General features: G+C 60.6%; 16 protein-coding genes and 4 pseudogenes. 15 read left to right on the forward strand and 5 right to left on the reverse strand.

What is annotated here, in order from left to right; genetic code table 11:
- Nucleotides 1-241 precede the first annotated feature (241 nt).
- A complete protein-coding gene (locus tag ACA066_RS11425) occupies nucleotides 242-1588 on the forward strand; it encodes a PQQ-dependent sugar dehydrogenase (protein WP_497699287.1) in 1347 nt (448 codons plus the stop codon).
- A gap of 97 nt (nucleotides 1589-1685) precedes the next feature.
- Here ACA066_RS11425 and ACA066_RS11430 read toward each other — a convergent pair whose 3' ends face one another.
- Entirely contained in the window at nucleotides 1686-2471 is a 786-nt protein-coding gene (locus ACA066_RS11430) for an alpha/beta hydrolase (RefSeq protein ID WP_497699288.1), read from the reverse strand.
- A 109-nt stretch (nucleotides 2472-2580) separates the two neighbouring features.
- On the opposite strand from ACA066_RS11430, the gene ACA066_RS11435 reads away from it, so the two are divergent.
- The gene (locus tag ACA066_RS11435) at nucleotides 2581-4017 is read left to right on the forward strand and encodes an HD domain-containing phosphohydrolase (protein WP_497699289.1); all 1437 of its coding nucleotides are present in this window, start codon (nucleotides 2581-2583) and stop codon (nucleotides 4015-4017) included.
- Between the two features lie 3 nt (nucleotides 4018-4020).
- Here ACA066_RS11435 and ACA066_RS11440 read toward each other — a convergent pair whose 3' ends face one another.
- A complete protein-coding gene (locus ACA066_RS11440; RefSeq protein ID WP_497699290.1) occupies nucleotides 4021-4530 on the reverse strand; it encodes an Lrp/AsnC family transcriptional regulator in 510 nt (169 codons plus the stop codon).
- Between the two features lie 200 nt (nucleotides 4531-4730).
- Here ACA066_RS11440 and ACA066_RS11445 point away from each other — a divergent pair, with 200 nt between their 5' ends.
- From ACA066_RS11445 to ACA066_RS11495, 11 genes and pseudogenes are all read left to right on the forward strand, one after another.
- Entirely contained in the window at nucleotides 4731-5747 is a 1017-nt protein-coding gene (locus ACA066_RS11445; protein ID WP_497699291.1) for a 1-aminocyclopropane-1-carboxylate deaminase, read from the forward strand.
- 67 nt (nucleotides 5748-5814) lie between these two features.
- A complete protein-coding gene (locus ACA066_RS11450) occupies nucleotides 5815-6279 on the forward strand; it encodes a transketolase (RefSeq protein ID WP_497699292.1) in 465 nt (154 codons plus the stop codon).
- Between the two features lie 34 nt (nucleotides 6280-6313).
- On the forward strand, nucleotides 6314-6604 hold the full coding sequence (locus ACA066_RS11455; RefSeq protein ID WP_497699293.1) for a hypothetical protein: 291 nt from the start codon (nucleotides 6314-6316) through the stop codon (nucleotides 6602-6604).
- A complete protein-coding gene (gene mdeB / locus ACA066_RS11460; protein WP_497699294.1) occupies nucleotides 6601-9300 on the forward strand; it encodes an alpha-ketoglutarate dehydrogenase in 2700 nt (899 codons plus the stop codon). Before ACA066_RS11455 ends, mdeB begins: the two co-directional genes overlap by 4 nt.
- Before the next feature lie 40 nt (nucleotides 9301-9340).
- Nucleotides 9341-10585 (forward strand): dihydrolipoyllysine-residue acetyltransferase, encoded by a 1245-nt coding sequence (locus tag ACA066_RS11465; protein ID WP_497699295.1) that lies wholly within the window; start codon nucleotides 9341-9343, stop codon nucleotides 10583-10585.
- Nucleotides 10586-10687: 102 nt separating this feature from the next.
- Nucleotides 10688-10888: a YbdD/YjiX family protein gene (locus ACA066_RS11470; protein WP_497699296.1), complete on the forward strand. Its 201-nt coding sequence runs from the start codon at nucleotides 10688-10690 to the stop codon at nucleotides 10886-10888.
- Between the two features lie 147 nt (nucleotides 10889-11035).
- A pseudogene (locus tag ACA066_RS11475) lies at nucleotides 11036-11543 on the forward strand (GNAT family N-acetyltransferase).
- Nucleotides 11534-11938: an NUDIX hydrolase gene (locus ACA066_RS11480; protein WP_497699297.1), complete on the forward strand. Its 405-nt coding sequence runs from the start codon at nucleotides 11534-11536 to the stop codon at nucleotides 11936-11938. The pseudogene ACA066_RS11475 and the gene ACA066_RS11480 overlap by 10 nt, the downstream one beginning before the upstream one ends.
- Before the next feature lie 70 nt (nucleotides 11939-12008).
- Nucleotides 12009-12119, forward strand: a pseudogene (locus ACA066_RS11485) (succinylglutamate desuccinylase); the annotation flags it as partial.
- Between the two features lie 239 nt (nucleotides 12120-12358).
- Nucleotides 12359-13579, forward strand: coding sequence for a helix-turn-helix domain-containing protein (locus ACA066_RS11490; RefSeq protein WP_497699298.1), 1221 nt, complete (start codon nucleotides 12359-12361; stop codon nucleotides 13577-13579).
- Nucleotides 13580-13614: 35 nt separating this feature from the next.
- Complete coding sequence (locus ACA066_RS11495; protein ID WP_497699299.1) at nucleotides 13615-14247, forward strand: Vgb family protein; 633 nt, start codon at nucleotides 13615-13617, stop codon at nucleotides 14245-14247.
- A gap of 201 nt (nucleotides 14248-14448) precedes the next feature.
- On the opposite strand, the pseudogene ACA066_RS11500 reads toward ACA066_RS11495, so the two are convergent.
- Nucleotides 14449-14832: pseudogene (locus ACA066_RS11500) on the reverse strand (LysR family transcriptional regulator); the annotation flags it as partial.
- On the opposite strand from ACA066_RS11500, the pseudogene ACA066_RS11505 reads away from it, so the two are divergent.
- Nucleotides 14829-15037, forward strand: a pseudogene (locus tag ACA066_RS11505) (glucarate dehydratase); the annotation flags it as partial. The pseudogenes ACA066_RS11500 and ACA066_RS11505 sit on opposite strands and share 4 nt — an antisense overlap.
- A 40-nt stretch (nucleotides 15038-15077) precedes the next feature.
- Here the strand turns inward: ACA066_RS11505 and ACA066_RS11510 are convergent.
- Together ACA066_RS11510 and ACA066_RS11515 are read right to left on the reverse strand one after the other, a co-directional pair.
- On the reverse strand, nucleotides 15078-15710 hold the full coding sequence (locus tag ACA066_RS11510) for a response regulator (protein ID WP_017339266.1): 633 nt from the start codon (nucleotides 15708-15710) through the stop codon (nucleotides 15078-15080).
- Between the two features lie 26 nt (nucleotides 15711-15736).
- A complete protein-coding gene (locus tag ACA066_RS11515) occupies nucleotides 15737-17098 on the reverse strand; it encodes a cache domain-containing protein (RefSeq protein WP_497699300.1) in 1362 nt (453 codons plus the stop codon).
- Nucleotides 17099-17494: 396 nt separating this feature from the next.
- On the opposite strand from ACA066_RS11515, the gene ACA066_RS11520 reads away from it, so the two are divergent.
- Nucleotides 17495-19552 carry a carbon starvation CstA family protein gene (locus ACA066_RS11520; RefSeq protein ID WP_497699301.1) on the forward strand — a complete coding sequence of 686 codons (2058 nt, stop codon included), beginning with the start codon at nucleotides 17495-17497 and terminating at the stop codon, nucleotides 19550-19552.
- The last annotated feature ends 8 nt before the right edge of the window (nucleotides 19553-19560 follow it).

Here is a 19560-nt window from a genome sequence, read left to right on the forward strand (position 1 = left end):
CAGCACTCACAAAAATCGGCATTGGTTGTCAGATTTTTGGGGCCGCTGCGCAGCCCAGCGCGAGCAAGCTCGCTCGCCACATTGGGATAGTGCCCGGCATTGAACGCGTGCATTCGTGCGATTCAGGCAAAAATGATTTGTGGCAGGCGCGGTGTTTGTGGCGGATCAACGCCGCGATACTCGACGGGATTTTGCCTGTCCCCTAAATTGGCCCACGGATGGCCATTACGAGGTTCGAACCATGACTGTTTCCCGCCGACTGGCGCTCTTGATGACCGCTGCCGCGTTGCTCACCGCTTGTGGTGAATCGTCCAAACTGCCACCTCAGGCCAGCGTCGGCCCATCGCCGCAGTTGCCTGAACCCACCACTTCGCTGATTCCCACGTTGAAGGTGTCCAAGGCAGTCGGCTGGTCGGGCAGTGACACGCCCAAGGCGCCCGCCGGATTCAAGGTGACCGCGCTGGCGGACGATCTCGACCATCCGCGCTGGATTTACCTACTGCCCAACGGCGATGTGCTGGTCGCCGAAAGCAATCACCCGCCGATGCCCGAAGGCGCCACTGACGGCGGCAGCGGGCCGCTGGCCTGGGCGAAGCGCACGGTCACGGGATTCGTGATGGGCCGGGTCGGTGCCGATGCGCCCAGCGCCAATCGAATCACCTTGTTGCGCGATGCCGACGGCGACGGTCACGCTGAAACCCGCACGGTCTTCATGAGCGGGCTGACCTCGCCATTCGGCATGGCGTTGGTGGGTAACGAGCTGTTCATTGCCAACGCCGATGCCGTGGTCAAGGTGCCTTACACCACGGGGCAAACCGAAATCAGCGCGACGCCGGTAAGAGTCACCGACTTGCCCGCCGGCATCAACCACCACTGGACCAAAAACGTCCTCGCCAATCCCGAGGGCACCAAGCTTTACGTGACCGTGGGTTCCAACAGCAATGTCGGTGAAAACGGTCTGGAGGCCGAAGAAGGTCGCGCGGCGATTTGGGAATTCGATGTTAAAAGCGCAGAAAAGCGCCTGTTCGCCAGCGGCCTGCGCAACCCCAACGGCCTGGCCTGGAAGCCGGGTTCGAACGAGTTGTGGACCGTGGTCAACGAGCGTGACGAAATCGGCAGCGACCTGGTGCCGGATTACCTGACCTCGGTGAAAGACGGTGCGTTCTACGGCTGGCCATGGAGTTACTACGGCGCCCACGTCGACACCCGCGTGGAGCCGCCACGTCCGGACAAGGTTGCCCAGGCCATCGCACCGGATTACGCGCTGGGCACTCACGTTGCACCGCTGGGCCTGGCGTTCTCTGATTCGCGCGCCATGCCGGCCGGTTTCGCCAATGGCGTGTTCGTCGGTGAACACGGCTCATGGAACCGGAATCCGCAGGCGGGCTACAAGGTGGTGTTCATTCCGTTCAGCGACGGTAAGCCTTCAGGTGTGCCGGTGGATTTCCTGACCGGTTTCCTCAATGCCGACGGCGAAGCACAAGGGCGTCCGGTGGGTGTAACGCTTGATCAGGGCGGAGCGCTGCTGGTGGCCGATGATGTCGGCAACAAGGTGTGGCGCGTGGCTGTGGCCAAACCGGGTCAGTGAAAACCTGAGATTGACCGAATGCTGCGCCACCCCGCGCAGATGATAAAAAGGCGCGCGCCACAGGGCACGCGCCTTTTTTTTTCGGGTCAGAAGTAGCTTATTTAGCTGCCTCCGCGGTCTGGTCCTGAGTCTTGTGCACCGCCTGGATGATGACCTTGGCCACGTCGGCCGGACGCGACTGCTGCGGGACATGACTGGCTTGCACTTCGGTGACCTGCGCTTTGATTTTCTTCGCAAACGCACGCTGCAGATCGGGTTGGATCATGCGGTCTTCGCGGGCGACGACGTACCAGGTCGGTTTGCCCTTCCAGGCAGCGACGCTGGTTTTGTCGTCGAATGCCGAGGCGCGAATCGGTCCCTGCGTGGCGGCCATGACGGCGGTCTGCGCGGCGGGAAGATCCTGAGCGAAACCGGTGGCCATGCCCTGGGAGGTCATGTAGAGAAAACCGTTTTTATCAGCGGCGATGTCTTTCACGCCGGGCGGTGCCGGGTAGTCTTTGCCCAGATCCTTACTGGCCTGACCTGCATCCGGGGCAAACGCGGCGACGTACACCAGGGCGCGGACTTTCTGGTCAGTACCGGCCTGACTGATTACTGTACCGCCCCAGGAGTGTCCGACAAGCACGACGCCGTTGTCCTGATTGTTCAACACGCGCTGCGTAGCCGCTACGTCATCGGCCAGTGAAGTCAGCGGGTTTTGCACCACGGTAACCTTGATACCTTCGGCCTGCAGCAGTGGAACAACCTTGCCCCAGTCGGAGCCGTCAGCGAAAGCACCGTGTACGATCACCACCGAAGGTTGCGGGGCGGCGGCCTGGCTGCCGACGGCGAACAGTGAAGTGGTCATGGCGAGTGCGAGGGCGATAGCCTTGGGTTTGAACATGGTTGGAACTCCTGTGGTTGGTGTGACGCAGTTTCAGGAATACGGGGGCGGTCCGGTATCGGTCGTTTATCCGAGGCAGGCCAAAAATCAGCGAAGAAAGGGGAGAGTCATGCGCGAGAGTGACGGCATAGAGCTGGAGAGTGCGATCCTGGCGTTGTCCATGGTCGGGGACCTGAGCATGGGCCAGCCCTTCGACCAGTCACGCCGTACTGCTCGCTTGGTGCAGTTGCTCGCGCAGTCCTGCCACGGTGCCGGGGAACACACCGAAGTCGCACGGCAAGTGGCCTTGCTGCGCTGGTCGGGGTGTACGGCCAATGCCGAGGGTTTTACCCGTTTGCTGGGCGATGACGTCGAGGGCCGCAACGCCATGCTCAGCCAGACACTGGGCGCGGCAGGCTTGCGCGCGATGCGCAAATCGGCGCCGTTGGCCGCGGTGCATTGCGAGGTGTCGGGCGATATCGCGCACACGCTTGGCCTGAGCGCGCCGGTCGAACACGGGCTGCGACATGTGTTCGAGCAGTACGACGGTGAAGGTAAACCCTTTGGCTTGCGCCATCCCGAGGTGCCTGAGGTGGTCTATCAAGTACTGCTGGCCGGTGATCTGGAAATCCTCTCCCGAGTTCACGGATTGGATGCAGCACTGGAATGGATCGCGACCAAGGGCGACCGTCGCTATCCGGCATCGCTGGCCGCAGAACTTACATTCAATGCCAAAGACTGGCTGGAATCGTTGCGCGTACCGCAAGACGTTCCTTCGCAACCGCATCGAAGCGAGGGGCAGGTTGCGCTTACGCTGGTCGGGGATGTGATCGACCTCAAGCTGCCTTGGCTGGCGGGCTACTCACGCCGGTCGGCTGAACTTGCCCGGGAGGCCGCGAGGTTGTGGGGCTTGTCGGAACAGTCGGCCGACCAGGTCGCGAAAGCGGCGCTGATTCATGGCATCGGCCGGGCGGCGGTGCCCAATCGAATCTGGAACACGACGGGCGTATTGCTGGACGGTGATCTCGAACAGGTACGGCTGGTGCCTTACTGGACGTCGCGTACCTGCGGCCAGATCCCTGAACTGTCGGCGCCGGGTCGGCTGGCGGCGAATGCCTATGAACGACTGGATGGCAGTGGCTACTTCCGTGGCCTTGAGGGCGATGCCTTGCCCGCCGAGCAGCGTTTGCTGGCGGCCACGCTTGTCTGGCAGGCATTGCGTTGCGACCGGCCGTGGCGTGCGGCCTTCAGCGACAGTGACGCCGAGCGTCTCTTGCTTGACGAAGCCGCGCTGGGGCGTTTCGACCCTCAGGCCTGTCAGGCGGTCATCGCGGCGGCTCGCGGCGAGAGCGCCGTCGCGCCCAGGGGAAACGCCAGCCCGCTGAGCGACCGCGAGACGCAAATCCTGCAGCGCATCAGCATGGGCGGCAGCAACAAAGAGGTGGCGCGCCAGCTCGGCATCAGTCCGAGCACGGTGCGCACCCATGTCGAGAGTGTGTTCCGCAAATTGCAGTGCACGACCCGTGCGGCGGCGACATTGAAGGCGCTGACTCTCGGATTGATATGACCCTCAAATGGGGATGTGTGTGGTCGACAACACCTGGCGCAACCCCATGAACGAACGGATCTGCCGAACCCCCGGCAGGTAAAGCAACTGTTCCGCGTGCAGCCGGTTGAAGCTGTTGCTGTCCTTGGTGCGTATCAACATGAAGTAGTCGAATTCCCCCGTCACCACATGGCATTCCATGCAGCCGGACACTTTCTGTGCCGCGGCTTCGAAAGCTGCGAAGGATTCCGGCGTCGAGCGGTCCAGCACCACGCCGATCAACACCACCATCCCCGCCTCCAGCGCGTCATTGTCCAGCAACGCGACAATGCCCTTGATCAGGCCCGCCTGCTTGAGGCGTTCGACGCGCCGCAGGCAGGCCGGCGCGCTCAGTTTCACCTTCTCGGCGAGCGCCACATTGGAGATGGAGGCGTCTCGCTGCAGGGTCTTGAGAATGGCGCGGTCGGTCCGGTCCAGCGGGTGCGGCTCCGCAGCTGAAGCTCCGGGTTTCTTGTGATTATTTGTTGCGCTCATAGTGGTTTCTACACAATAAAAATATGTTTTAAGTAGTAAGCGTTGATTTATGTTTCTTTAATGGATTGAAACTTGCAACACATATTTTCAGCTTTGTTCTTAATATTGAACTCATCGAAGCCCCTCCGGAAGAACCCGAAATTCAACCTTTTTTGTCTTTCGGTCTGGCGCTTGGATATCCAATAACAAGGAGCAGAGTCATGAACCTGAATCGTTTTAAACGTTATCCGCTGACCTTCGGTCCTTCTCCCATCACGCCCTTGAAACGCCTCAGCGCACACCTGGGCGGCAAGGTCGAGTTGTATGCCAAGCGTGAAGACTGCAACAGCGGCTTGGCCTTCGGCGGCAACAAGACACGCAAGCTCGAATACCTGATTCCCGAGGCACTCGAACAGGGCTGCGACACCCTGGTGTCCATCGGCGGTATCCAGTCGAACCAGACCCGTCAGGTCGCTGCCGTTGCCGCTCACCTTGGCATGAAGTGTGTGCTGGTCCAGGAAAACTGGGTGAACTACTCCGACGCTGTGTATGACCGGGTCGGCAATATCGAGATGTCTCGCATCATGGGCGCGGACGTACGGCTGGACGCCGCCGGGTTCGACATCGGCATTCGGCCCAGCTGGGAGAAGGCCATGAGCGACGTGGTGGAGCGGGGCGGCAAGCCGTTCCCGATTCCGGCGGGTTGTTCCGAACACCCTTATGGCGGCCTCGGGTTCGTCGGTTTTGCCGAGGAAGTCCGGCAGCAGGAACAGGAACTGGGCTTCAAATTTGACTACATCGTCGTGTGCTCCGTGACCGGCAGTACCCAGGCGGGCATGGTCGTCGGGTTTGCCGCCGACGGTCGTTCGAAGAACGTCATCGGTATCGATGCCTCGGCCAAACCGGAAAAGACCAGGGCGCAGATCCTGCGTATCGCCCGCCATACCGCCGAACTGGTGGAATTGGGGCGCGAAATCACCGACGAGGATGTGGTGCTCGACACGCGCTTCGCCTATCCGGAATACGGTTTGCCGAACGAAGGCACGCTGGAAGCCATTCGTCTTTGCGGAAGCCTTGAAGGCGTGCTGACTGACCCGGTGTATGAGGGGAAATCCATGCACGGGATGATCGAGATGGTTCGCCGTGGCGAATTCCCCGAAGGCTCGAAAGTGCTTTACGCGCACCTGGGTGGGGCGCCGGCGCTGAATGCCTACAGTTTCCTGTTCCGTAACGGCTGACGGTGATCTTGTGTGGCGAGGGGGTCTATGTTGGCCGAATGACATTCAAACCGTCGGGAGCACCGCCATGCATGCGACATCGCAATCCGCAGTCTGGATCAAGGAACCCTCGGCGGATGCCGGGGTGGTCATCGTCACCAGCGCCGCGTTGCCCAAATACATGATCGACAAGCTGCACGTGGCGATCGACGACTGGGACCAGGTGGCTTATCTGGCCGTCAAGCAATCCCGGGAGTTGATGCTCGACTGGTTGCGGGTCGGATTCAACCCCGAGCAGTCGACGCGGGTCGACGCGTGTGATGCCAGCCAATTGCTGCGCTGCGTTTCCAAAGGAAGCTTTTTACTGGACGTCGAAGTCGGCGCGGCCCCTGGCCTGACCTGGCTGGGATCTGTCTGTGGTCACCCGTTGCGCGTCGTCGAACTGGGAGAAGTAGCGTCCTCCAACGCGGCGATGGATCGACAGGTGGAAAACGTTTTATCGGCAACCCGAAGTCTGGCGAAAAGCGTGTTGCAGGAGCGCTGCGTCATTTAGCGAATCAACCACCCCAACAAGAAAGGCAAAGCCTATGAGCCAAACTGCCGACTGTCGTAATAAAGCCATGAAGTGGATGCGCGAACCTGCAAGTTGTACGCGCATCGTTGTCATCGCATCCGGACTTGATAGCGATCATATTGACTTGATCCATCAGGGTTTCAGCTGTTTTGACAATGTAGCGCTGATCCATGTCGAGACGGCGAATGTCGTCTCGGCCGAGCGTTCCATCCTCGAGGCGGTAGATCAGGTTAAAAGCCTCGCCCGAGCAAGCCCTTCGCGCCACCTTGAAGTGTTTCCCGACACCTGCAGGAGTTGCCCATGAACCCGTCCGACATTCATGCCCAATTGCCGGGCCAGACCGCTGAAGATGCACAGGAAATCGCTGAATGGCGGGATGCCTTGCTATCGGTCATCGCCCATGGCGGTGCCGGGCAGGCCGCGCAGATCATGGACATGCTGGTGACGCTGGCCAGCACCTGCGAGATGAACTGGCGGCCCCGCCACGGCACGCCCTACATCAATACCATCAGCGTCGAGCAGCAGCCGGTGTTTCCGGGGGATCTGGCGTTGGAAGAACGCCTGGCCTCGATCATGCGCTGGAATGCGCTGGTCATGGTGGCCCGGGCCAACCAGGCATATGGGGAGCTCGGTGGCCACATCGCCAGTTATGCCAGCGCTGCCGATCTGTTCGAGGTGGGCTTCAACCACTTCTTCAAGGCGCGCACCGACACCAGCGGCGGAGATCTGGTGTTCTACCAGCCGCACTCGGCGCCGGGCGTCTATGCACGGGCTTTTCTGGAAGGTCGCCTCGAGGAAAAGGACTTGCAGCATTATCGGCAGGAGATCGGTGCGCGCACCCAGGGTGCCCGGGGCCTGTCGAGTTATCCGCACCCGTGGTTGATGCCGGACTTCTGGCAGTTCCCGACCGGTTCAATGGGCATCGGTCCGATCAGCTCGATCTATCAGGCGCGCTTCATGCGATACCTGGAGCACCGCGGCTTGCAGGACACCGCCGGGCGCACCGTCTGGGGCGTGTTTGGCGACGGTGAAATGGATGAGCCGGAAAGCATGTCCGCCCTGACGCTGGCGGCGCGTGAAGGGCTGGATAACCTGGTGTGGGTGGTCAACTGCAACCTTCAGCGGCTGGACGGTCCGGTGCGGGGCAACGGTCGCATCATCGACGAGCTGGAGGCGCTGTTCGGTGGGGCTGGCTGGAACGTCATCAAACTGGTCTGGGGCTCCGATTGGGACGGCCTGTTTGCCCGGGATCACGACGGCGCGCTGGTCAAGGCCTTGTCCGCCACGGTCGACGGCCAGTTCCAGACTTTTGCCGCCAAAGACGGGCGCTTCAACCGCGATCAGTTCTTTGGCCAGAACGAAGCCCTGACTCATCTCGCCCAGGGCCTGACCGATGAACAGATCGACCGCCTCAAACGCGGTGGCCACGACGTGGTGAAGATTTTTGCCGCCTACCACAGCGCGATGCGCGAGGGCAGAAAACCCACGGTGATTCTGGCGCAGACCAAGAAAGGCTTCGGCATGGGCGACGCCGGCCAGGGCAAGATGACCGTGCACCAGCAGAAGAAACTCGACAAGGACGCCTTGATCGCCTTCCGCAACCGTTTCAATTTGCCGTTGACCGATGAGCAGGCGACCTCGCTGAGTTTCTTCAAACCCGCCGACGACAGCGCCGAAATGCGCTACCTGCATGAACGTCGCCGTGCCTTGGGCGGGTATATGCCGTCGCGGCCTACCACGTCGGCGTCATTGGCTGTGCCTGATATCAACAGCTACGCCGGGTTTGCCATTGCCGCTGAAGGCAAGGAAATGTCCACCACCATGGCGTTCGTGCGGATGCTCAGCGGTTTGCTCCGGGACAAGCAACTGGGGCCGCGTATTGTGCCGATTGTGGCGGATGAGGCGCGCACGTTCGGCATGGCCAGTCTGTTCAAGCAGATCGGTATCTATTCCAGCGTGGGCCAGCGTTATGAACCGGAGGACATCGGTTCGATTCTGAGCTATCGGGAAGCCCTGGATGGCCAGATTCTCGAAGAAGGCATCAGTGAGGCTGGCGCGATCAGTTCCTGGGTAGCCGCGGCGACCAGCTATTCGGTGCATGGCCTGCCCATGCTGCCGTTCTACATCTACTACTCGATGTTCGGCTTCCAGCGCATCGGCGACCTGATCTGGGCGGCGGCTGACCAGCGGGCGCGCGGGTTCCTGCTCGGTGCCACGGCGGGTCGCACCACGCTGGGCGGCGAAGGTCTGCAGCATCAGGACGGCAACAGCCACTTGATGGCGGCGATGGTGCCCAACTGCCGTGCCTACGATCCGGCGTTCGCCGGTGAGTTTGCGGTGATTCTGGATCACGGCATGCGCCAGATGCTGGAGCGTCAGGTCGACGAGTTCTATTACGTCACGTTGATGAACGAAAACTACCCGCAGCCCAACCTTCCCGACGGTGTCGAACAGGCGATTATCAAAGGCATGTACCTGTTCGCCCGGCATGAAGTCGAGGATGCACGCGGCAGCGTCCAGTTGCTGGGTTCCGGCGCGATCCTGCTTGAAGTGATCGCGGCGGCCGAGTTACTCGCCAGCGACTGGAACATCGACAGCGAGGTCTGGAGCGTGACCAGCTTCACCGAACTGGCCCGCGAGGCCCGTGAAGTGGAGCGCTGGAATCGCCTGCATCCCGGACAACCGGCGCGGCACAGCCACGTACAGGAGTCGCTCAACGACGCGGCGCCGATCATTGCCTGTACCGATTACGTCCGCGCCTTGCCCCAGTTGATCGCCAGTTATCTGCAGGCTCGCTACACCGTGCTTGGTACCGACGGTTTCGGCCGCAGTGATACCCGCGGCAGGCTGCGCGCGTTTTTCGAAGTGGATCGCCATCAGATCGTCTTGAGTGCCCTGACGTCACTGGTTCAGGAAGGGCGTCTCGACGCCAGTGTGTGTGCCGAGGCGATTGCGCGGTACGCCATTGAGGTTGACACCGTCGCGCCTTGGGAAGCCTGAAGCCGGGCTTCAGTTCGAGTCGAATGTTCAGGAAACGCTTATGAAGAATGTGCATGAAGTGCGAATGCCCGACATCGGCGATGCCAGGGATGTCGGTGTCATCGAAATACTGGTCAAGGCGGGCGATGCGGTGCTCGAAGGGCAGACCCTGATCATTGTCGAAACCGACAAGGCATCCATGGAAATTCCATCGCCAAAGACGGGCGTACTGCAATCGTTGACGGTCGGGCTGGACGACAAGGTCAGTGAAGGATCGCCGATTGCCTTGATCGAGAGTGAAGGACGTTTACCGGCGCCAGCTACCATCATCGAGTCCGTTACAACGCTCGCGGAACCTCAACAGGTTGCGTCGACACCGTCGCCCATCGAAGCGGTTGACCCACCGACGGACTTGCCGCTGGCATCACCCTCGGTTCGCAAGTTTTCTCGAGAGCTCGGTGTTTCGCTCAAGGCCATTCAGGGGACGGGGCTGCGCCGTCGAATCACCAAAGAGGACGTGTTGGCTCATGTGAAAGGCGCACTGAAAGTATCTGAAGCGGGTGCCCAACCGTTGGGCGGCTTACTGCCCTGGCCGGTGGTTGATTTTGCCAAATACGGCCCGGTGGAAACCCAGGCACTTTCGCGGATCCGGAAAATCAGCGGGGCCAACCTGCATCGCAACTGGGTCATGATTCCCCACGTGACCAATCATGACGATGCGGATATCACGCAGCTTGAACAGTTCCGCGTGCAGGTGAACAAGGAAAAAGCGCAGAGCGGGGTCAAGCTGACGTTGCTGGCCTTGTTGATGAAAGCCTGTGCGGCCGCCTTGAAAAAATTCCCGGAGTTCAACGCCAGTCTCAACGGCGACGAGCTGGTATTGAAGCGTTACTGCCATATCGGTTTTGCCGCCGATACGCCGCAAGGGCTGGTCGTCCCTGTCATCAAGGACGTCGATCAAAAAGGCGTGCTGGCGATTGCCCGGGAAATGTCGGCGCTGGCTGAAAAGGCACGCGAGGGCAAGTTGAGCGTTGCCGAGATGAGTGGCGGCTGTTTTTCGATCTCGTCATTGGGCGGTATTGGCGGGACGTATTTCACGCCGATCATCAATGCGCCCGAAGTCGCCATTCTGGGGGTGGGCAAAAGCAGCGAACGGCTCGCGCTGGAAGGCGGGCAAGTTGTCACGCGCAACATTCTGCCATTGAGCCTGAGTTGGGATCATCGCGTGATCGATGGTGCCACTGCTGGGCGTTTCAACGCCTATCTGAGCAGTGTCCTGGCGGATTACCGTCGGCTGGTGTTGTGACAGGCGTCTACTTGATCTTACAAATTCCCGTCGCTCGGACACATTCCAGATACATGAGCGCGGTTTCATGGGACCGTCCAAAACCATAAAGAGGCTTTTGCCATGTTCCGCAAACTGCAGCATGCCGCCAGGCTCCTCAGCCAGAGCACGCGCCTGATGGTGGGCGTTCCGGATTACGACAACTACGTCGCGCAGATGGCGCTGAATCACCCCGGCGAGCCGGTCATGACCTACTCAGCGTTCTTTCGCGAACGTCAGGAAGCGCGCTACGGCAAACGCAGCTGCACGACGCGGTGCTGCTGAACGCCGGTTGATCGGCGGGCCACAAAAAGCCCCGTCCTCTTCGAGAGGGCGGGGCTTTTTGCGTTTTGAAGATCAGCAGGCCGACCGCTTTTATCCGGAGCCTGCAATCAGTAATCTGTCACACCGACACTTGGATGGAGCCAAATCATGTCACTCACCCACCGCCCCGTACGTGCTGAAGATGTTCAGGCGATCTGCAACTTCCCGCAAACCCCTAAGGAGCTGTTTTTCATGTTTCCGAAGGCGCAGTACCCGCTGACGGACACCCAGTTGCTTGCATCGATTGCCCAGCGTTCTGACTCAACGGTGGTTGAAGAGAACGGCTCCGTGATTGGCTTTGCGAACTTTTACAAGTTCGAGAAAGAGGGCGTGTGCACAATCGGCAACGTGATCGTGTCCCCCAAGGCCCGGGGGAAAAGGCGTGGCGAAATTTCTGGTGGAGACGATGGTGGGGTTGGCGATTGACCGTCACCGGGCAAGTGAGGTGCAGCTTTCGTGCTTCAACGAAAACACGGCGGGGCTGTTGCTGTATCCGCAACTCGGGTTTGTACCGTTTGAGATCGAGGAGCGGTTATCGCCGGACGGTCGTCGGGTCGCGCTTTTAAATATGAGGTTGCTCACCCCGGCTCAAACCATGGACATCCCATGCGCGTAGTCAAAGCTTGCCCCGTGGTGCTGCGCAACATCGAGCGGCTGGAGATTTTAGCCTTTCGGCATCCCCTGGCTGGTCTGCAACTGGTCAAGGGTAGCGTGGAGCCGGGAGAGTTGACTGGCGCAGCAGCTGCCCGGGAGTTGTTCGAAGAGGCGGGTATCAGAGGCGAAGTAATACGGGATCTGGGCACCTGGAATTCGACGATAACAGGGCACACGTGGGCGTTTCACGAGTGTCTCGTGACACAGAACCTTCCAGATACCTGGAGCCATTTTGCAGCGGACGATGGAGGGCATGAATTCACGTTCTTTTGGCATCCATTGGCGAGCGAGCCCAGTGAAGAATGGCATCAGATTTTCAAGGACGCCCTGGCGTTCTTGAGCCGGCGTCTCTGTTGAAAGCAGGGCGTTTTTTATGCCGAAAAAGACGGTCATGAAGCCGACCCGGCGGCACGGGTGCTGGTGCTGACTGGCCACGCGTTATCGCGATCGCCTGGTTTCTCAGGGCATGGTGGTAGCGAAATTCACCGGCAGCCGAACGTCGCGCAACTGGCGCGGTGGCTTGCTCGACCCGAACTGAGCGCCAAGCGAACCGAAGGGCCTCATCGCGAGCAGGCTCGCTCCCACAGGTTTCGCGTAGCTCGCGCGATAGTGATCCGAAATACAAATCTCCTGTGGGAGCGACGGTGCGACGATTCGACCTGCTCGCGATGAGGCCCTATCAAACGCAGAAAACCCCGGACCAGTGCTCATCACGCCGCGTGACTAGACTAACTAAGGTTATCGAACGGCAGGAGCAACAACCGTGGCACCACTCCTATGGACTCGTTGATCACCGCAGCAGCGCGGGCACTGGCGGCGGGTGATCCACTCGCTGCACTGGACCGGATTGCGTTGCGTGACGATGCGCCAGCGCTCGCGTTGCGCGGCATTGCGATGGCGCAGCTCGGCGATCTGGTTCGGGCGAAGGCGCTGGTGAGAAGTGCGGCGCGTGCATTCGGGCCAAAGGAGGCGTTGGCGCGGGCGCGGTGCGCAGTGGCCGAGGCCGAAATCGCCCTGGCTTCGCGAGACCTGGGCTGGCCGGTGAAAGCCCTTGAGGCGGCGCGGATCACGCTCGAGGCGCACAGTGACCGGATCAACGCTGCCCATGCGCGGTATTTGCAGATTCGTCGATTGCTGCTGATCGGGCGGCTCGACGAGGCGGATATTCTGCTGGCCGCGCTGGACCCTGCACCGTTGCCGCCGGCTCTGCGCGCCGCCCATGAATTGGTGGTCGCGGGGATTGCCATCCGGCGGCTGCAATCGCAAACGGCTCGGCATGCTCTGACAAGAGCCGAGCATGCTGCGCGTGAGGCCGGTATTCCGGCGCTGACAGCAGAAGTCGAAAACGCAATCCTCGTCCTCAACAGCCCGGTAGCGCGCCTGATTGTCCATGGTGAAGAGCGACCTTTACTGCTGGAGGAAGTTGAAGCCTTGCTCGGTTCAACCTCGCTGGTGGTCGACGCGTGCCGGTATGTTGTGCGCGGTGCTGGCATGTCAGTGTCCCTCGCCACACGTCCCGTGTTGTTTACCCTTGCTCGCGCGTTGGCCGAAGCCTGGCCGGGCGACGTGTCGAGGGAAACACTGATCCGCCGGGCGTTCCGCCTGAAGCTCTCGGACGAGTCCCACCGGGCACGGCTGCGCGTCGAAGTCGGGCGCCTGCGCGCGGCGCTGAAACCGTTGGCCGGTATCATCGCCACCCAACACGGGTTTGCGCTGGTGGCGCTGGTTTCATCCGACGTCGTGGTGCTGGCGCAACCGGTTGAGGAGAAGTATGCGGCGCTGTTTGCCTTCCTCGCCGATGGCGAATCCTGGTCGAGTTCAGCGCTGGCCTTGGCCCTCGGCACCAGTCAGCGCACGGTGCAACGCTCGCTCGACACACTGGCGGCGGCCGACAAGGTGCAGTCATTCGGGCATGGACGGGCGCGACGCTGGATGACTCCGCCGGTGCCGGGTTTCGCGACGACCTTGTTACTCCCGGCGCCCCTGCCGAGTGACTAGGATGAACGCCACGAACCCCTGAAGAGGAAACCGAAATGAAACACTCAACCGCAGAAATCCTCCGAGAATACGGCCCGTTCACTGGTGTCGACAGCGTGCATGGCGTGACCTGGGACGGTGAGCGCGTCTGGTTTGCCAGTGGCGAAAAACTCATCGCCCTCGACCCGCAAAGCGGCAAGATCTTGCGTTCAATCGATGTCACCGCGGATGCGGGTACGGCGTTCGATGGCCAGCATCTGTTCCAGATTGCCGCCGACCGCATCCAGAAAATCGACCCGCAGACCGGCAAGGTGCTCAACACCATTCCGGCACCGGGCGGCGGCAATGATTCCGGGCTGACGTGGGCTGAAGGTACGCTGTGGGTGGGTCGGTATCGCGATCGGAAAATTCACCAGATCGATCCCGAGACCGGCGCGATTTTGCGCACGATCGAGTCCAACCGCTTCGTCACCGGCGTGACTTGGGTTGAAGGGCAGCTGTGGCATGGCACGTGGGAAGGGGATGAAAGCGAGCTACGCCACGTTGATCCGGAAACCGGGGAAGTGCTGCATAGCGTCAAGATGCCGACCGGAGTCGGCGTGTCGGGACTTGAATCCGATGGCGGCGATCAGTTCTTCTGCGGCGGTGGTGGCAGTGGAAAGGTGAGGGCGGTGCGGCGGCCCGAATGAAGCAACGTTAGCGAAGAGTCACCGCGACACGTGTAGGAACCTGGCTTGCCGGCGATAGCGATTTCACGGACGCCTTCGCGGGCAAGCCTTGCTCCTACGGGTTTGAGTTGAAACACAATTTTGTGAACGACAACAACCCTGTAGGAGCAAGGCTTGCCCGCGAAGGCGGTAGCACAAACACCCACAAAATCAGCTCAGCCCTCACAACCCCCAACCCTCCCGCACCGCCGTACGAATCCCCTCCAGCAACATCGCAAACGCCGGGTTGTCATTATTCTCCCGCCAGATCAGATGCAACTCACTCTGCACACCTTCCCCCAGGTCGATATCGCGAAACACCACATTATTGAACACCACACTGCTGGCGCAACGCGGCACCAGCGCCAACCCCATGCCGGCGTTGACCAGCGCCAGGATCGTCAGCGACGAGCCGAGCCATTGCACGTATTCCGGGGCGACGCTGCGGGTGGTGCGGGTGAACAGCTCGACGCCCAGGTGGTGCTCCAGCAGTTGGATCTGCCGGTTGAGCGGCGGTTGCGTCATGTTCAGTCGTTCGGCGGCGCGACGGAAGTTGAGCTCGGTTGCCGCCGGAGCACGAAGTGTCGTGCATCAAAGCGCTGAAAAAAGCCTTCCCCGTTACCCGTTGCGCATCGACCCGAACGGCAAATGGTCACTGGAAACCTCGATTCGCATGGTCGAGCTGCTGGGCGATCTTGGCGTGTCGATGCATTCCAACTCGCACTTGGGCATCAGCCTGATGGCGATGGCGATCTTGAGGACGCCATCGCCAGCAAGCCGGCTCCTACAGGGGGCGTTGGTGTTCAGACGGCTTATGGGGAAATGATCCCGTGATCGATCGCGTATTTGACCAGCGCCGCCGGTTTGTCGATGTTGAGTTTGCGGCGGATGCTCAGGCGATGGGTTTCTACGGTGCGCACGCTGATGTCCAGGTCGCGGGCCATTTCCTTGTTGTTCATCCCTTGGGCCATTTTGTACAACACCTGGCTTTCACGGGGTGTCAGCTCGTTGTCGGTACTTTTATCGGCGATGAGTCGCTGGGCGATTTCAGCGCTGTAGAACGTCCCGCCGCTGGCAATGGCTTCGATGGCCGCAATGATTTCCCGTGACGGCGCGTTCTTCAGCACATACCCGCTGGCACCTGAGCGAACGGACTCACTCACGTATTCGTAATTGTCGTACATGCTGAGCACCAGCACTTTGAGCGACGGGTACTGGCTGCGCAGCAACCGGGTCAGCTCCAGACCGTTCATGTCCTTGAGGCTGATATCGACCAGCAACAGGTCTGGCTGGCAGCGACCGACCATCTCGATGGCGTCCGCACCATTTTCCGCTTCGCCGACCACTTCCAGCGGGGCCATGACGGACAACAGCGCCTTGATCCCGTCGCGGACCAAAGAGTGATCGTCGACCAGGGCGACGCGGATCGGGGAGGGCAGGTTCATCACGGGCATTCACTCTTATTGTCAGGTCAGCGTTTTGCGCCGGGCATTTTCATCGGCAGCAGCACGTCCAGCTCACTTCTTCCCGGCATCGAAATCAGGTCGAATCGACCCCCGAAATGCTCGACACGCTCACGGATATTACGCAGGCCAATGCCGGCGTGGAGACGTTCGACCTGGGCGACGTTGAAGCCGATGCCGTCATCGACCACCGTCAGCCGTATGGATTCTTCAGACCCGTGCAGGTTGATGGAAACGTTTTTCGCCTGTGCATGGCGTTCAATATTGGTCAGGCCTTCCTGCACGATGCGGAACAGCGAGACCGCCGCGCCATCGACCAGATGGCAGTCGAATTCGTTATCGTTGTAGGTCACGGTAAGCCCGCTGCGTTGCTCGAATTCCTCGGCAAGTTGGCCAATGGCCGCCGACAGCCCCAGGGTGTCGAGCAGGGAGGAGCGCAGGTCGTGGGAGAGGCTGCGAACCTCGCCAATCGCTTCCCCCAGCCGCTCCGTGGCCTCTCTCAAAATACTCAAGCCTTTGTCCTGTCCGTTCTCCAGGACATGGCTGGCCAGTTCGAACTGGAACTTGATCGAGACCAGGACCTGACTGATGCCGTCGTGCAATTCACGGGAAACCCGCGATCGCTCTTCCTCCTGCAAACTGACGATACGCTGGGTCAGGCGTTGCAGTTTTTTGTCGGCCAGACGGTGTTCGCTGACATTCAGCGTCATGCCGCTGGCAAACACAAACAGCACGGCCACGAGGGCGACGGCGGCAATCGCCAACATGGTTTTGCGGATGCCCATCGCCACTTCGTCACGGGCCTGCTGAGTGGCGCGTTCAACGTCTTCAAGGTAAATACCGGTGCCGAGCATCCAGCCCCAGCGATCCAGCATCACCACGTAGGCGAGTTTGTCGGTTACCTGGCCGGAGGAGGGTTTGTTCCAGGCGTAGCGCTGAAAACCTTCGCCGGATTGCGCACTCTTGAGCAAGGCCTGGATCACCGGGAGGCCGTGCGGGTCCTTCATGTCCCACAGGTATTGCCCCACCAGGTCCGATTGCCGCGCGTGCATCAGGCTGCGACCCTCGCGGTCGTACACGAAGAAGTAGCCATTGATGCCAAAGCTGAGTTTGCGCAGTTCTTCCAGCACTTGCTGCTGGGCGCGCGCGTCACCGTGGCCATCGTCGTACAGCGGCGCGATCAGGCTCTGGGCCATTTCCACGTAGTTTTTCAGTTCGGCGCGCTTGCTGGCCAGAATGCTGTCTTCGATCAGCTGTGCCTGTTGATCACCCAGTTGGCGGTTCAGGGAAATCACCAGCGCACAGATGACGGCAATCGCCAGTACCAGCGGCAGAATCCCGAGCGCGACGATTTTGTGTTTGAGCTGCATCTTTGCTCCTGTCCGGACCGGGGGAAGGCGAAGGCCGGCATCATATGCCAAAGATACGCGCGTCCAGTAGCGCTGCTGGACGGAATGACCTGCGGTTGGGATGTCAGTCAGTTGAAATACAAACCCTTGTGGGAGCCAGCCTGCTGGCGATGGCGGTGGCACAGTCAACATCAATGGTGAATGTCAGTCCGCCATCGCCAGCAGGCTGGCTCCCACAGGGTTTTGCATTTCAGGCTGACAGATGGCGGTCTCTACGTAGAACTACGTAGAGACCGCGTACGTAGTAACGCGGATTTATTTGTGGACGGCATGCGCGGATATTGGGCCAGCTCCGCACAGCGGACACAATTATAAAAATTATCGCCGCAGTCACTGGCTGTCGGCAGGAGACACGCTATGCCCCGTCTGGCTAAACACCTCGCCTGGTTTGCCGTGGCTGTTCTGGGAGCGTTTGCGCTGAGTGTCGTGGCCCTGCGCCGCGGCGAAGCGATCAACGCCCTCTGGATCGTAGTCGCAGCCGTCGCTATCTATCTCGTCGCTTATCGCTACTACAGCCTGTTCATCGCCAACAAGGTGATGCAACTTGACCCCAATCGAGCCACTCCCGCTGTACTCAATAACGATGGTCTGGACTACGTCCCGACCAACAAACACGTGCTCTTTGGTCACCACTTCGCGGCCATCGCTGGTGCGGGGCCGCTGGTTGGTCCGGTTCTGGCGGCGCAGATGGGTTATCTGCCCGGCACGCTGTGGCTGATTGCCGGCGTGGTGCTGGCCGGTGCGGTTCAGGATTTCATGGTCCTGTTCATGTCGACCCGCCGCAATGGCCGCTCCCTGGGCGACATGGTCCGTGAAGAAATGGGCCGCATCCCCGGCACCATCGCGCTGTTTGGCTGCTTCCTGATCATGATCATCATCCTCGCGGTGCTGGCACTGATCGTGGTCAAAGCCCTGGCCGAAAGCCCATGGGGCATTTTCACGGTGATGGCGACCATCCCGATCGCGATGTTCATGGGCATTTACATGCGCTACATCCGTCCGGGCCGCATCGGTGAAATCTCCGTGATCGGCGTATTGCTGTTGCTCGGTTCGATCTGGCTGGGTGGGCAGATTGCCGCCGATCCGGTCTGGGCCAAGGCCTTCACCTTTACGGGCATCCAGATCACCTGGATGTTGATCGGCTACGGTTTCGTTGCTGCGGTACTGCCGGTGTGGCTGATCCTGGCACCGCGTGACTACCTGTCGACGTTCCTGAAAATCGGCACCATCATCGCTTTGGCGATCGGCATCCTGATCACCATGCCTGATCTGAAAATGCCGGCGCTGACCCAATTCATCGACGGCACCGGGCCGGTATGGAAGGGCGGTCTGTTCCCGTTCCTGTTCATCACCATCGCCTGTGGCGCGGTCTCGGGTTTCCATGCGCTGATTGCTTCCGGCACCACGCCGAAGTTGCTGGCGAGTGAAGGTCATGCCCGCTACATCGGTTACGGCGGCATGCTGATGGAGTCCTTCGTGGCCATCATGGCGATGGTTGCCGCGTCGGTGATCGATCCAGGCGTGTACTTCGCCATGAACAGCCCGGCGGCGCTTGTCGGCTCTGATGCTGTTTCGGTTGCTCAGACCGTCAGCAGCTGGGGCTTTGCAATTACCCCGGAAGCGCTGCAAGCGGTGGCCAAGGACATCGGGGAAACCACCATCCTGGCCCGTGCCGGCGGTGCGCCGACCCTGGCGGTCGGTATCGCGCAGATCCTGCACAGTGTCCTGCCGGGTGAAAACACCATGGCGTTCTGGTACCACTTTGCGATCCTGTTCGAAGCGCTGTTCATCCTGACTGCGGTGGACGCCGGCACCCGTGCCGGACGCTTCATGCTCCAGGATTTGCTTGGCTCCTTCGTACCGGCGCTGAAACGCACCGAATCCTGGACGGCCAACCTGATCGCGACCGCCGGTTGTGTGGCGATGTGGGGTTACTTGCTCTACCAAGGCGTGATCGACCCGTTGGGTGGCATCAACACCTTGTGGCCGCTGTTCGGCATCTCCAACCAGATGCTGGCCGGTATCGCGCTGATGTTGGCGACGGTTGTTCTGATCAAAATGAAGCGTCAACGCTACGTCTGGGTCACCATGTTGCCAGCGGTCTGGCTGCTGATCTGCACCACCACCGCCGGCTTCATCAAGCTGTTCGACGCCAACCCGGCCATCGGTTTCCTCGCGCTGGCCAAGAAGTACAGCGATGCCTTGGCCAACGGTCAGGTACTCGCACCGGCCAAGAGCATCGAGCAGATGCAGCACGTGATCTACAACGCTTACACCAACGCGACGCTGACGGCGCTGTTCCTGCTGGTGGTCTTCAGCATCCTGTTCTTTGCCCTCAAGGTCGGTATCGCCGCCTGGGGAACCAAGGAGCGCACGGATAAAGAAGCGCCCTATCAAGCGTTGCCGGACGCGTAATCGAGGAG

It is taken from the genome of Pseudomonas sp. LBUM1651, from assembly GCF_059716135.1.